We start from the raw sequence: 12,593 nt of genomic DNA, 5'->3' as shown, positions 1-12,593 counted from the left end.
GAGGTCCGCCACCAGTCGGCGGCGGCCGCCGACTTCCTTGCCGGCCGGGCGGTGGCCGACCGGGATCAGCAGGACGCGAGACTCGTCGCGGAGGACGGTCACGCCCAGTCCGTCGGTGGGGAACGGCAACCGGGTCACCGCCGCGTCCTCGCGGTGCTCCACCGATGGTGATGCGGCTGGGCAGGGCGGCGGCCCGGGCGCGTGCCGAGGCCTGGGCGGAGGAGCGCAGCACCGCCGTCGCGCGGGACGGGAAGACCTCGCCGGCCTCGGTGAACGGGCGCGCGCTTCGGCCCTGACCTCGCCGTGACGGCGGGTGGGCGGTTCGGCCCCGGCGACGAAGCGCCCTGAGCCGTACCGCCCCGACCGCCTGGCGTCGGCCGCTCGCGGCTCAGGCGATCTCGACGAGCAGGTCGCCGCCCTCCACCTGCTGGATCCGGTTGATGGCCAGCCGGGACACCCGGCCCGCCTTCGGCGCGGTGATGGTGGCCTCCATCTTCATCGCCTCGATGGTCGCCACCGTCGCCCCGGCCTCCACCTCCGCGCCGTCGGTGACCGCGAGCGTCACCACTCCGGCGAACGGTGCCGCGACGTGACCGGGGTTGGCCCGGTCGGCCTTCTCGGTGACCGGGATGTCGGAGGCGGCTGCCTTGTCGCGCACCTGGATCGGCCGGAGCTGGCCGTTCAGCGTGGCCATCACGGTGCGCATGCCGCGTTCGTCGGCGTCGCCGACGGCCTGGAGCTCGATCAGCAGCCGTACGCCCGGCTCGAGGTCGACGGCGTACTCCTTCGCGGGACGCAGCCCGTAGAAGAAGTCCTTGCTGTCCAGCACGCTGGTGTCGCCGAAGGTCTGGCGGTGGGTGTCGAAGTCGCGCGTCGGGCCGGGGAACAGCAGCCGGTTGAGCGTGGCCCGCCGGGACTTCTCCAGGCCGGTACGGTCCTCGGCGGTGAGCTCCTGCACGGGCTTGGCCTCGGCGCGGCCCTGCAGCGCCTTGCTGCGGAACGGCTCCGGCCAGCCCCCGGGCGGGGTGCCCAGCTCGCCGCGCAGGAAGCCGATGACGGAGTCGGGGATGTCGTACCGGTTCGGCTCGGCCTCGAAGTCCTCCGGGCTCACCCCGGCGCCGACCAGGTGCAGGGCGAGGTCGCCGACCACCTTGGAGGACGGGGTGACCTTGACCAGGCGTCCCAGGATGCGGTCGGCGGCGGCGTACATCGCCTCGATGTCCTCGAAGCGGTCGCCGAGGCCGAGCGCGACCGCCTGGGTGCGCAGGTTGGACAGCTGGCCGCCGGGGATCTCGTGGTGGTAGACGCGTCCGGTGGGCGAGGCCAGGCCCGCCTCGAACGGCGCGTAGATGCGGCGGACGCTCTCCCAGTACGGCTCCAGGTCGCCGACGGCCTGGAGGTCGAGGCCGGTGGGCCGCTCGGAGTGGTCGGTCGCGGCCACGATCGCCGACAGCGACGGCTGGGAGGTCGTACCGGCCATCGAGGCCACGGCGCCGTCCACCGCGTCGGCGCCGGCCTGGATCGCGGCGAGGTAGGTGGCGAGCTGGCCGCCCGCCGTGTCGTGGGTGTGCAGGTGCACCGGCAGGTCGAACTCGCGGCGCAGCGCGGACACGAGCTTGGCGGCGGCCGGGGCGCGCAGCAGCCCGGCCATGTCCTTCACGGCCAGGACATGGGCGCCCGCCTCGACGATCTGCTCGGCCAGACGGAGGTAGTAGTCGAGGGTGTACAGGCGCTCGTTGGGGTCGGACAGGTCGGAGGTGTAGCAGAGGGCCACCTCGGCGATCGCCGTCCCGGTCTCGCGTACGGCGTCGATGGCGGGCCGCATCTGGCCGACGTCGTTGAGCGCGTCGAAGATGCGGAAGACGTCGATGCCGGTGGCGGCGGCCTCCTGCACGAAGGCGTCGGTCACCTCGGTCGGGTACGGGGTGTAACCGACGGTGTTGCGGCCGCGCAGCAGCATCTGCAGGCAGATGTTGGGCACGGCCTCGCGCAGGGCGGCGAGCCGTTCCCAGGGGTCCTCGGCGAGGAAACGCAGGGCGACGTCGTAGGTGGCGCCGCCCCAGCACTCCAGGGACAGCAGCTCGGGCAGGGTGCGGGCCACGACCGGGGCGACGGCGAGGAGGTCCTTGGTGCGCACGCGCGTTGCCAGCAGGGACTGGTGGGCGTCGCGGAAGGTGGTGTCGGTGACACCGATGGTCGGCGACTCGCGCAGCCAGCGGGCGAAGCCCTCCGGGCCCAGCTGGACGAGCCGCTGCCGGGAACCCGCGGGGGGCTCGCCCGCGGGCAGCGGGGGCAGCTTGGTGACCGGTTCGATCAGCTCGGGCCGCTCGCCGTGGGGCTTGTTCACGGTGACGTCGGCGAGGTAGGTGAGCAGCTTGGTGCCGCGGTCGGCGGAGGAGCGGGCGGTGAGCAGGTGCGGCCGCTGTTCGATGAACGACGTGGTGATCCGCCCGGCCTGGAAGTCCGGGTCGTCCAGCACGGCCTGCAGGAACGGGATGTTGGTCGCCACGCCGCGGATGCGGAACTCGGCCACGGCACGCCGGGCCCGGCCGATCGCGGCCTTGAAGTCACGGCCCCGGCAGGTGAGCTTGACCAGCATCGAGTCGAAGTGCGCGCTGATCTCCGTGCCGGCGTGGGTGGTGCCGCCGTCCAGGCGGATGCCCGAGCCGCCCGGCGACCGGTAGGCGCTGATGCGGCCGGTGTCGGGGCGGAAGCCGTTGGCCGGGTCCTCGGTGGTGATACGGCACTGGAGAGCGGCCCCGCGCAGGGTGACCGTCTCCTGGGACAGGCCGAGGTCGGCCAGCGTCTCGCCGGCGGCGATGCGCAGCTGGGACTGCACCAGGTCGACGTCGGTGACCTCCTCGGTCACCGTGTGCTCGACCTGGATGCGCGGGTTCATCTCGATGAAGACGTGGTTGCCGTCGCGGTCGAGCAGGAACTCCACCGTGCCCGCGTTGCGGTAACCGATCTGCCGGGCGAAGCGCACCGCGTCGGCGCAGATCCGGTCCCGCAGCTCCGGGTCCAGGTTCGGGGCGGGCGCCAGCTCGATGACCTTCTGGTGGCGGCGCTGCAGCGAGCAGTCACGCTCGAAGAGGTGGATGACGTTGCCCTGGCCGTCTGCGAGGATCTGCACCTCGATGTGGCGCGGTTCGACGACGGCCTTCTCCAGGAAGACGGTGGGGTCGCCGAACGCGGACGCCGCCTCGCGGGCCGCCGCCTCGATGGACTCGCGCAGCTGCGCGGGGTCCTCCACGCGCCGCATGCCGCGCCCGCCGCCGCCCGCGACCGCCTTCACGAACACGGGGAAGCCGATCTCCTCGGCCGCTCCGACCAGCTCGTCCACGTCGGTGGAGGGGGCGGAGGACCCGAGCACCGGCACGCCGGCCTCGCGGGCGGCGGCCACCGCGCGGGCCTTGTTGCCGGTCAGCTCCAGGACGTGGGCGCTCGGGCCGACGAACGTGATGCCCGCATCCTCGCAGGCGCGGGCCAGCTCGGGGTTCTCGGACAGGAAGCCGTACCCGGGGTACACGGCGTCCGCGCCGGCGCGGGTCGCGGCGGCGACGATCTCCTCGACCGACAGGTACGCGCGCACCGGATGCCCGGGCTCACCGATCTCGTAGGCCTCGTCGGCCTTCAGCCGGTGCAGCGAATTGCGGTCCTCGTACGGGAAGACGGCGACCGTGCGCGCGCCCAGCTCGTAGCCGGCGCGGAACGCGCGAATCGCGATCTCCCCACGGTTGGCGACCAGCACCTTGCGGAACATTGTCGATCCCTTCAGCCTGCCGGTGACGAACACCATGGTGTCGGCCACTCCCCTGCCGTGCCACGCGATGAACGTTAGGGGGTCGGCGGCCCGCTGAGGGGCGGGATACGTCACATTGACATCACCGACGCCGGCCAGGTGGTCAGGAGCCGGTTGGTCTCCTCGGGCCGCTCCTGCTGGATAACAGTGGCCGCAGCCGCCGAGGAGGTGCGAGGCGACGAGGCCGGGCAGGGTGGTGGGATATGCGTCGACCGCGTCGGCCAGCCAGGTGGTGAAGGCGTCCCGGCTGCCGCCGGAGAACAACGACGGCCGCTGCAGTGTCACCGGCATCGGCTCGATCGGCGCCGAGCGCCGGGCGGCTCTGCGGCGCGGCCCGGGCGGCACTGGCCGCCTGGAACGCCTCGCTGTCCGGCGAACTCGGCCCGCTCGGCATCACGTGCGACGTCATCTCGGCGGGCTGCATCGCCGGCACCGACTTCTTCCGCGGCGGATGACCGAGGAGCGCCACAGCGCGCTTGTGGAGGAGACGCACGACAAGCGCCCGGGCACGGTGGAGGACATCGCCGCGACGGCACACTTCCTGGCCTCGCCCGGCGCCCGGCACATCACCGGCCACGAGAATTACTGCGCGACGCAGCGAAATCTTGTTATTCTCCTGCGCAGCACATCAACTGCGTCACGCAGTAACTTTTCAAGGAGTGTCCATGCTCACCATCGCCGTCACCGGAGCCACCGGCGCCCAGGGCGGAGCCACCGCCCGCGCCCTGCTGGCCGCCGGTCACCGGGTGCACGCCCTTACCCGTCACCCCGGCTCCCCCGCCGCCGAGGCACTGCGCGGCCTCGGCGCCGAGGTGCTCCGCGCCGACTTCGACGACCGCGCCTCCCTCGACGCCGCGCTGGCCGGCGTCGACTCCCTCTTCGCCGTCACCACCCCGTTCGGCACCGACACCGCCACGGAGACCCGTCAGGGCGAGGCCCTCGTCGACGCCGCGGTGGCCGCCCGCGTCGGCCACCTCGTGTTCACCTCCGCCGCGCACGCCGACCGCGGCACGGGCATCCCGCACTACGACAGCAAGCACCTGATCGAGAAGCGCCTGCGGGCCACCGACGTCCCGTGGACCGTCATCGCCCCGGCGGCGTTCATGGACAACTACGCCACGGGCTGGACCCTCGACGGGCTGCGCGGCGGCGCCTTCGCCTGGCCGATGCCCGCCGACCGCTCGCTCACTCTCATCCCCGCCGCCGACATCGGCGCCTTCGCCGCGCTCGTCCTCCAGCGGCGCGACGAGTTCGCCGGGCGGCGTATCGACATCGCCTCCGATGAGCGCACTCCCGGCCAGATGGCCGACATCCTCGCGGGCGCGACCGGCCGTCCGGTCGTGGCCGAGGAGGTGCCGCTGTCCTACGTCCGGGCCCACTCCGCCGACCTGGCCGCCATGTTCGAGTACTTCACCACCGTCGGCCTCGATGTCGACGTCGCCGGTCTGCGCCGCGACTACCCGGAAGTCGGCTGGCACACCTTCGCCGAATGGGCCGCCGGCCAGGACTGGTCCGCGCTCCTGTCCTCGCCGTCCGGCACGCACGAGTGAGCCCCACCCCGCACGAAGCGGAATGGGGCTCACATCCGAGCGCCGGGCAGGCCTTGCACCTGCATCTCCCCGCAGGAAGCGGGACGTCTTTCCTTGGACCACCAACGCACAACCAGTCGCCGCGAGTTGTGGCGGCCGGCTCGAGACCGAGCATACATGACCCGGCCGGCGGCCGTCGCATGCCCTGGTGTTCTGGAGTTCACCGGGATGTTCCCGGGGGCCGGACACGTCGTCCAGCCAGGGGCGGCGCCAACCCCGGCCGGACGACGGGGACCGGTTCGTGGTTACCGCCCCGGAATTCCCCGGCAGCCGACGGCGTCAGCCGATGTGGTAGCTGTCGCCGTACACCTTCCAGTCCAGCGGCGGGTGCAGGTCGAGGTTTCCCTTGCGCAGGAAGACACGCTGTTCGGTGTCGACGCGGCTGGTGTCACTGTGGGCCTCCTCCTGCTTCATGGCCCACACCCGGGCGTCCAGGAAGGCGTTGAGGTACGTCGTCTCGTCGCCGCCCTGGGCCGGCGGCTTGGCGCTGCGCAGGGCCCGCTTGCGGATGTTGCGGAAGCTGGTGGGGTCGTCGCCGTCGCCGTGCATGACGATGGCGTCGTAGTACGTGAACTGGCCGAGCGCGCGCAGCCCGTCCGCCTTGCCCTGCTTGGCCGCGGGGTTGAAGTAGACGCGGTCGCGTTCGTCGTTCTGCGCCTGCTGGAACGCCGTGTCCTGGGCGGCCCTGCGCCAGTCCCGGGGGAAATTCGGGTCGAGGCCGTCGTGCGAGTCGGTGCCGTCGACGCTGCGCAGCGCCGGGAGGTAGTGGGCGAGGACGTTGCCGGGCTTGCGGTCGGTGTAGAGCTGTACGAGGTCGAGCATGTCGCCGGTGCCGGAGCAGAAGCCGATGATGCCGGCGGTGTAACCGCGGCCGTCGCCGATGTCCTCTATGTACTTGTACTGGGCCTTCCAGTCGAGCGAGGAGTTCTCCGCGCTCGACACCAGCTTCATGGCGATTTCCTTCTTCGCCGGATCGTCGAGACCCGGGGCGGCAGCCGACGTGGCCGCGGCGCGCGGGGCACTGACCAGCGCCCCGGACGCCACTGCGCCGATCAGGCCGACGACGGTCCGGCGGGAGAGGGGTGCGGGGGCTGTTTCACGGTCGGGGTGCGACACGGAGGCTCCAGTGAGGGTGGGGGGTGGCGAGTCGGTCGGTGCCCGCCTCTTGATAGGAAAGTTTCCTATCAATCAGCGGTGGGTGCGGTAACCCGTTGTGCACGAAGTTCGTAGGATGACACGAAGACGGTAGTACAGGGCGCGAGTGGTGCATCCCCGGGGACGGTCGTAGCGTCGATACAGAGCCGATCTCGAGCGGGCGGAGTCACGATGCGCGGACCAGTTGTGTGGACAGCCATCACCCTCTGGGCGGGCGCGCTGCTCGGGGCCGCGATGACTCCGGCCTCCGCCACCGCCCCCGCGCCGGCTCCCGCCTCCGCCCAGCGGGCGGCGGCACAGCGGCCCGAGCCGGTGCTCGTCGACTGCCTGTGGCATCCGGACGTACACCCGGCAGACTTCATCCTGGCCTGCGGCGACGGCAACAGCCGCCTCACCGCGCTGCGTTGGACACAGTGGGGTCCGACGTCGGCGACGGCCAAGGGCCTGAACTCGGTGAACGACTGCAAGCCGTACTGCGCGGCGGGCACCTTCCACTCCTACGCGGTCACCGTGCGACTCGACCGCGCGCGGCCCTGGAAGAAGAATCCGCGTCTGCAGCACTACACCCGGATGCGCCTCACGTACGCCGGCGCCAGGCCGGAGGGGTTCACGCGCGTCGTGACGTACCCCCTGTGGGACTGACCGCGCGGCCGGCGCGGGTCAGCGCTGCCCGGCGTGCGCCCGCGTGACGACGTACAGCTCCTCGGAGGTGGTGATCAGCTGCCGGCCGCTCCGCGATGTCGTCGACGGCCTGCTCGGGCCGGTCACGGACGCGGACGAAGACGCTGCCGGCGGACAGCCGGCTCTCGGCGTGTGACAGTCCTGCGCGCGCGGCGTCGCGATGGCGACGGCGGGTGCCGGCCGGCCGCAGCCGGCGCGGACACCCGCCGTGTGAATCGGGACAGGCGGCTTCCTCACGCGTGGGGGTGGAGGACGACCTTGGTGTAGCCCTCGGTCCGCTTGTCGAACTTCTCGTACGCCGACGGCGCCTGGTCGAGCGGCAGCTCGTGGGAGACGACGAAGCTGGGCTTGGCACGGCCCTCGATGATCAGATCACGCAGCTGACGGTTGTAGCGCTTGACGTTGCACTGACCGGTGCCCATGCGCAGTCCCTTCTCGAAGAGACGCCCGATGCCGACCACCAGCATGCCCTGCTTGGCCTGCTCGTCCGGTCCGCCGGGGTCGCGCGGGACATACAGGCCCGGCACACCCAGGGCACCTGTCGGCCGCACCGTCTCGACGAGCGAGTTCAGTACGGTCGCCGGCTCCTCGCGATCCTCGCCGCGGGCCTGGGCCTGGTAGCCCACGGCGTCGATGCCCTTGTCCGTGCCCTGGCCATCGGTCTGCTCCCGGATCTGCTCCACCGGGTTGCCCTCGGTGAAGTTGATCGGTACGGCGCCGATCTCCTCGGCCTTCTGCAACCGCTCCGCCACCCGGTCGACCACGAACACCTTGCTCGCGCCGCGCAGCATCGCGGAATAGGCGGCCATCAGACCGACCGGACCACCGCCGTACACGGCGACGCTCTCACCGGGGCGTACGTCGGCGAGCTCGTTGCCGTGGTAGCCGGTGGGGAAGATGTCCGCGAGAAGGACGAAGTCGGTTTCCTGCTCGGTGCCCTCCGGGAGCTTCAGGCAGTTGAAGTCGGCGTACGGCACGCGTACGTACTCGGCCTGGCCCCCGACGTAGGGACCCATGGCCACATAGCCGTACGCACCGCCGGCGAAGCCCGGGTTCACCGTCAGGCAGAAGCCCGTGAACCCCGCCGTGCAGTTCTTGCAGAAACCGCAGGCCACATTGAAGGGCATGACGACCCGGTCGCCACGGCTGAGTGACGTCACACCTTCCCCGGCCTCCTCGATGACACCGAGGTTCTCGTGCCCGAAGACGATCCCCGGCTCGGCGGCCGTGCGGCCCTCGTACATGTGCAGGTCCGACCCGCAGATCGCGGTGGACGTGACGCGGACGATCACGTCGTTCGGGTGCTGGATCCTGGGATCCTCCACTTGCTCGATGGCTACTTCGAACGGTCCCTTGTACACAACGGCCCTCATTGTCGAGCACCTCCACTAGGTGTGGTTGTTCGCTCACAGAGGGAAACGGCGGCGCCGGGGGACCCGCTGCATCCGTCGGGATCAAGGGCCCAACCCTGCAGCTCTACCGGTCTTCTGTGTCTTGGCTCATACTCCAGGCTGGTACATGATGAGACGATTTGCATCTAGAGACTGCAAAGTCCAGTTCGCGCCACTTCGGAAGGACCCAGAACCTTGTCGCGACGTCTCGGCACGCTCCTCGTCCCGGTATCCGGCCTGTCCGGCAAGACCTATCCGGAAGGGACCCGGGTGGCCATACGCGGTACCGGAGGCTCCGTCGACGGCTTCGTCGACGGGGACTGGCTGCCGCTCGCCTGGTGGGAATTCGCGGACACCAACCCGGAGGAAGCCTCCGACACCTGATCCGGGGCGTGACACCCGGCGGCGACCGCCGTACCGCGCGACCTGCCGTGAACCCTGTCAGATCCGCTCCGGCGGATGAGCCGGAGTGCGCTCCGCCCAGTCCCCCGCCACCAGCTCCGCCGCCGCGCATCCGTGCTTCCGCTCCGCCTGGTCGCGGAAGAGGGAGACGAAGGATGCGGCGAACCTCCGGCGGGGATACGCGGCGACCAGGGCTTCGGTGAGCGCTGGGCCGAACGCGTCCACTCCTCCGCCGGACACGTACGCGGTCGTGCCCACCTGCTGCAACAGGCGGCTCTCCAGGTCCACCTCGGGCGGCACGTCGTCCCGCATGTGGACCAGGATGATCTCGGCCGCCCGGTCGCGCCGTTCGGCGGACCAGCCGAGGCCGGCCGTGAAGACCCGGGCCAGATGGCCACCGGCCTCCTCGAAGGGGAGCGTGCGGCTTCCGAAGAGGGATGGTCAGGCCACGGCCGTCGGCGCGGGTCCGCCGTGCTCCGCGCACAGGCACCCGACGCCCTTCTCGATCCATTCCCGGCCGGCCCACTGCGGGTACCGTTCGGCCATCAGAGCCGAGACCTCCTCGGCGATCGTGCGCTCGCTCATCGCGGCGTCCCGGCGCAGCCAGGTCTCGTCCCGCAGCAGCCGCAGATAGTCGCGTGCGCCGGCCAGCAGCCGCGGTCCGCCGACCTCCCCGTGCCCGGGTACCACCACCCGGGTCGGCCGGGCGGCCAGGTGCTCCATCACCGCGAGCCAGCGCAGGCCCGACACGTCGGTGTCGTGCGGCGGGAACCAGGGGAAGATGGCGAACTGTCCGGCCTCCACGAGGTCTCCGGTGAACAGCACGTCCGCGTCCGGCACCCGCACCACCTGGTCGCCCCTGCTGTGCGCGCGGCCGGTGGCCTCCAGCCGGACCACCCGGTCGCCGAGGTCGAGGACGTACGACCGGTCGTAGACGACGTCGGGCTCGACCAGCTCCACCCCCTTGAGCCGACGGGCGACGGACTCGCCGAGGCCCCGGAACATCTCCAGGTAGCCCGGCCCCTTCACCTTCAGGTCCTCGGCCTGGGCCCGGTTGACCAGGTAGGTCGCCCGCCCGCTGAAGACCTGCGCCCCGAACGCGTGCTCAGGGTGGAAGTGAGTGGTCGTCAGGTACAACTGCCGCCCCCTGGCGTGCTCGGCGGCGAAGGTGAGCACCGCCTCCGCGTTGGCGGTGCCCAGGCCGGTGTCGACGACCAGGACGGAGTGCCGTCCGCCGATGACGCCTATGTTCGGCACCAGTTCGCCTCCCCGGTTGGGAAGCACCAGGACGTCCTCGGCGAGTTCCTCGGCGCCGGTCACGTCGACGACGGGGTCCGGTATCGCTGGGTGGGTCACTGCGACTCCTCGGTACGGGCTTCGGTACGGGCTTGGTCGGCGAACTGCCGCTCGGCCCAGTGCACCGCCCCACGCCCCGGGGCGTCCAAGTCCGATCCCGCACCCCCGATACCCGGCGGGTATCGTGGCGGCCGATGGAGCTACGCACCCTGCGCTACTTCGTGGCCGTCGCCGAGGAACTCCACTTCGGCAGGGCCGCCGCGCGGCTGCACATGACACAGCCGCCGCTGAGCCGGGCCATCAGGCAGCTGGAGACCGACCTCGGCTGCGAACTGCTGCGGCGGTCGCCGACCGGAGTGACCCTCACCCCGTCCGGGGAACAGCTCTACGACGAGGCGCGCACCCTGCTGGCGCAGGCCGACCAGGCACGCCTCCGCGTCGCCTCCGCCACGCCCACCCTGACCGTCGGCACGCTGGCCGACAGCGCGCAGCAGATGGGCGCGCGGCTGTCGGCCGCCTACCGGGAGCGCCACCCCACCGTGCGGGTCCGCATCCGCGAGGCCGACCTGACCGACCCGGCCGCCGGGCTGCGGGCCGGCCTGGTGGACGTGGCCCTGACCCGGGCGCCCTTCGACGACGCGGGCATCACCACGCGCGTACTGCGCTCGGACCCGGTCGGCGTGATCCTGCGCACCGACGATCCCCTGGCCGCACGCGAGCGGTTGCGCGGGGACGACCTGGCCGGCCGCCGGTGGTTCCGGTTCCCCGACGGCACCGATCCCGTGTGGCGGGCTTTTTGGACCGACCCCTGCGGGCTCGGGGTACCGGAGACCGGCGTCGGGGACGGCCCCGTCATCCGCACCGTCCACGAGTGCGTCCAGTCCGTGCTGTGGGACGGCACCGTGGGGCTCACGCCGCTCCCCGCTCATCTGCCCGCCGGTCTCACCGCGGTGCCCGTGACCGGGGCGCCGCCCAGCGACCTGGTCATCGCCTGGAACAGCGACCGGACGACCCCGCTCGTCCGCTCCTTCGTACGGATCACCACGGCCCTCCTCGGCCAGTGACGGCTGCGGCGCTTGACTTCGAGTGCGCTCCAAGTTCTAGCGTCCTTGGCAGAGCAACGATCCATCCGCAGGAAAGGCTGGGATTCACATGAAGCAGCGCAGGCTGCGGGACCTTGAGGTGTCTGCCATCGGCCTCGGCTGCATGGGCATGTCCGCCTTCTACGGCTCCGCCGACCAGGACGAGGGCGTCCAGACCATCCGACGCGCCCTCGAGCTGGGCATCAACTTCCTCGACACCGCGCAGGTCTACGGCCCGCTCACGAACGAGACGCTCGTGGGCCAGGCGATCAAGGGCCATCGCGACGAATACGTGATCGCCACCAAGTTCAACTACCGCATGGACGACGCCGTCCCGGGCGACATGAGCACGGTGGGGCGGCAGGACGGCTCCGCCGAGCACGTCCGCAGCTCGGTCCACGGCTCGCTCAAGCGGCTCGGCACCGACTACATCGACCTGTACTACCAGCACCGCGTCGACCCGAACGTGCCCATCGAGGAGACCGTCGGCGCCATGGCGGAGCTGGTCGCGGAGGGCAAGGTGCGGCACCTCGGCCTGAGCGAGGCGGGGCCGGAGACGCTGCGCCGCGCGAACGCCGTGCACCCGATCACCGCCGTCCAGACCGAGTACTCGCTGTGGACGCGCGACCCGGAGGCGGAGGTCCTGCCGACATGCCGGGAGCTCGGCATCGGTTTCGTCCCGTACTCGCCCCTGGGCCGCGGCTTCCTGGCGGGCCGGTTCTCCTCGCCGGACGACCTCGACAAGAACGACTGGCGCCGCACCGTCCCCCGCCTCACCGGCGAGAACCTGGAGGTGAACCGCAGGCTCGCGGAGAAGGTGAAGGAGATCGCCGCCGAGAAGGGCGTCACACCGGCGCAGCTGGCGATCGCCTGGGTGCTGGCGCAGGGCGAGGACCTGGTACCGATCCCGGGCACCAAGCGCCGCAGCTACCTCGAGCAGAACGCCGCCGCGATCGACGTCGAGCTGACCAAGGACGACCTGGCGCGCATCGACGCCGAACTGCCCGAGCCCGCCGGGGAGCGCTACGACGAGGCCGGCATGCGGGCGGTGAACCTGTAGGACCCGTCCGAGGGGGCCGACCGGGTCGGCCCCTTTAGGGCAAGACCGGGAAGTTAGGGCGGTTCGGTCGTGGTCCGGTGGCTGGTCAGGGTGATGGTGGTGATCACGGCTGCCTTGTGCCCGACGCTGCCCTTG

At 71.4% G+C, this 12,593-nt stretch carries 13 protein-coding genes; 8 read left to right on the top strand and 5 right to left on the bottom strand.

The window, feature by feature from the left end:
* Positions 1-164: 164 nt before the first annotated feature.
* Positions 165-296, top strand: a complete 132-nt coding sequence (locus ACIBBH_RS30655) for a hypothetical protein (protein WP_399410160.1) — start codon at positions 165-167, stop codon at positions 294-296.
* A 92-nt stretch (positions 297-388) separates the two neighbouring features.
* On the opposite strand, the gene ACIBBH_RS30650 is transcribed toward ACIBBH_RS30655, so the two are convergent.
* On the bottom strand, positions 389-3,763 hold the full coding sequence (locus tag ACIBBH_RS30650) for a pyruvate carboxylase (protein ID WP_399410359.1): 3,375 nt from the start codon (positions 3,761-3,763) through the stop codon (positions 389-391).
* Between the two features lie 317 nt (positions 3,764-4,080).
* Between ACIBBH_RS30650 and ACIBBH_RS30645 the strand changes: the two genes are divergently transcribed.
* Together ACIBBH_RS30645 and ACIBBH_RS30640 are read left to right on the top strand one after the other, a co-directional pair.
* Positions 4,081-4,257, top strand: a complete 177-nt coding sequence (locus ACIBBH_RS30645) for a hypothetical protein (RefSeq protein WP_399410158.1) — start codon at positions 4,081-4,083, stop codon at positions 4,255-4,257.
* 210 nt (positions 4,258-4,467) lie between these two features.
* Entirely contained in the window at positions 4,468-5,352 is an 885-nt protein-coding gene (locus ACIBBH_RS30640) for an NmrA/HSCARG family protein (RefSeq protein ID WP_399410156.1), read from the top strand.
* 318 nt (positions 5,353-5,670) lie between these two features.
* Here the strand turns inward: ACIBBH_RS30640 and ACIBBH_RS30635 are convergent, their stop codons facing one another.
* Positions 5,671-6,507 (bottom strand): chitosanase, encoded by an 837-nt coding sequence (locus ACIBBH_RS30635; RefSeq protein WP_399410154.1) that lies wholly within the window; start codon positions 6,505-6,507, stop codon positions 5,671-5,673.
* 210 nt (positions 6,508-6,717) lie between these two features.
* On the opposite strand from ACIBBH_RS30635, the gene ACIBBH_RS30630 reads away from it, so the two are divergent.
* The gene (locus ACIBBH_RS30630) at positions 6,718-7,188 is read left to right on the top strand and encodes a hypothetical protein (RefSeq protein ID WP_399410152.1); all 471 of its coding nucleotides are present in this window, start codon (positions 6,718-6,720) and stop codon (positions 7,186-7,188) included.
* Positions 7,189-7,231: 43 nt separating this feature from the next.
* A complete protein-coding gene (locus ACIBBH_RS30625) occupies positions 7,232-7,363 on the top strand; it encodes a hypothetical protein (protein WP_399410150.1) in 132 nt (43 codons plus the stop codon).
* A gap of 97 nt (positions 7,364-7,460) precedes the next feature.
* On the opposite strand, the gene ACIBBH_RS30620 is transcribed toward ACIBBH_RS30625, so the two are convergent.
* Positions 7,461-8,600: a glutathione-independent formaldehyde dehydrogenase gene (locus ACIBBH_RS30620; protein WP_399410148.1), complete on the bottom strand. Its 1,140-nt coding sequence runs from the start codon at positions 8,598-8,600 to the stop codon at positions 7,461-7,463.
* Between the two features lie 213 nt (positions 8,601-8,813).
* On the opposite strand from ACIBBH_RS30620, the gene ACIBBH_RS30615 reads away from it, so the two are divergent.
* Entirely contained in the window at positions 8,814-9,002 is a 189-nt protein-coding gene (locus tag ACIBBH_RS30615; RefSeq protein ID WP_399410146.1) for a hypothetical protein, read from the top strand.
* A gap of 57 nt (positions 9,003-9,059) precedes the next feature.
* Here ACIBBH_RS30615 and ACIBBH_RS30610 read toward each other — a convergent pair whose 3' ends face one another.
* Together ACIBBH_RS30610 and ACIBBH_RS30605 are read right to left on the bottom strand one after the other, a co-directional pair.
* Positions 9,060-9,332: a hypothetical protein gene (locus ACIBBH_RS30610; RefSeq protein WP_399410144.1), complete on the bottom strand. Its 273-nt coding sequence runs from the start codon at positions 9,330-9,332 to the stop codon at positions 9,060-9,062.
* A gap of 129 nt (positions 9,333-9,461) precedes the next feature.
* Positions 9,462-10,376, bottom strand: coding sequence for an MBL fold metallo-hydrolase (locus ACIBBH_RS30605; RefSeq protein ID WP_399410142.1), 915 nt, complete (start codon positions 10,374-10,376; stop codon positions 9,462-9,464).
* Positions 10,377-10,510: 134 nt separating this feature from the next.
* Between ACIBBH_RS30605 and ACIBBH_RS30600 the strand changes: the two genes are divergently transcribed.
* Positions 10,511-11,380, top strand: a complete 870-nt coding sequence (locus tag ACIBBH_RS30600; RefSeq protein WP_399410141.1) for a LysR substrate-binding domain-containing protein — start codon at positions 10,511-10,513, stop codon at positions 11,378-11,380.
* Positions 11,381-11,468: 88 nt separating this feature from the next.
* On the top strand, positions 11,469-12,458 hold the full coding sequence (locus tag ACIBBH_RS30595; protein WP_399410139.1) for an aldo/keto reductase: 990 nt from the start codon (positions 11,469-11,471) through the stop codon (positions 12,456-12,458).
* Positions 12,459-12,593 lie beyond the last annotated feature (135 nt).

Source organism: Streptomyces sp. NPDC051636, assembly GCF_044453765.1.
In the GTDB taxonomy this organism is placed as follows: Bacteria; Actinomycetota; Actinomycetes; order Streptomycetales; family Streptomycetaceae; genus Streptomyces.
Note: the sequence above shows the minus strand (reverse complement) of the source record. Positions and strands in the feature narration are given on the sequence as shown.

What these genes read in the sequence shown, in the direction of transcription:
- ACIBBH_RS30655 (WP_399410160.1), top strand. Translation starts at nt 165, where the DNA reads ATGGTGATGCGGCTGGGCAGGGCGGCGGCCCGGGCGCGTGCCGAGGCC.
- ACIBBH_RS30630 (WP_399410152.1), top strand. Translation starts at nt 6,718, where the DNA reads ATGCGCGGACCAGTTGTGTGGACAGCCATCACCCTCTGGGCGGGCGCG.
- ACIBBH_RS30640 (WP_399410156.1), top strand. Translation starts at nt 4,468, where the DNA reads ATGCTCACCATCGCCGTCACCGGAGCCACCGGCGCCCAGGGCGGAGCC.
- ACIBBH_RS30595 (WP_399410139.1), top strand. Translation starts at nt 11,469, where the DNA reads ATGAAGCAGCGCAGGCTGCGGGACCTTGAGGTGTCTGCCATCGGCCTC.
- ACIBBH_RS30620 (WP_399410148.1), bottom strand. Translation starts at nt 8,600, where the DNA reads ATGAGGGCCGTTGTGTACAAGGGACCGTTCGAAGTAGCCATCGAGCAA.
- ACIBBH_RS30600 (WP_399410141.1), top strand. Translation starts at nt 10,511, where the DNA reads ATGGAGCTACGCACCCTGCGCTACTTCGTGGCCGTCGCCGAGGAACTC.
- ACIBBH_RS30610 (WP_399410144.1), bottom strand. Translation starts at nt 9,332, where the DNA reads ATGCGGGACGACGTGCCGCCCGAGGTGGACCTGGAGAGCCGCCTGTTG.
- ACIBBH_RS30650 (WP_399410359.1), bottom strand. Translation starts at nt 3,763, where the DNA reads ATGTTCCGCAAGGTGCTGGTCGCCAACCGTGGGGAGATCGCGATTCGC.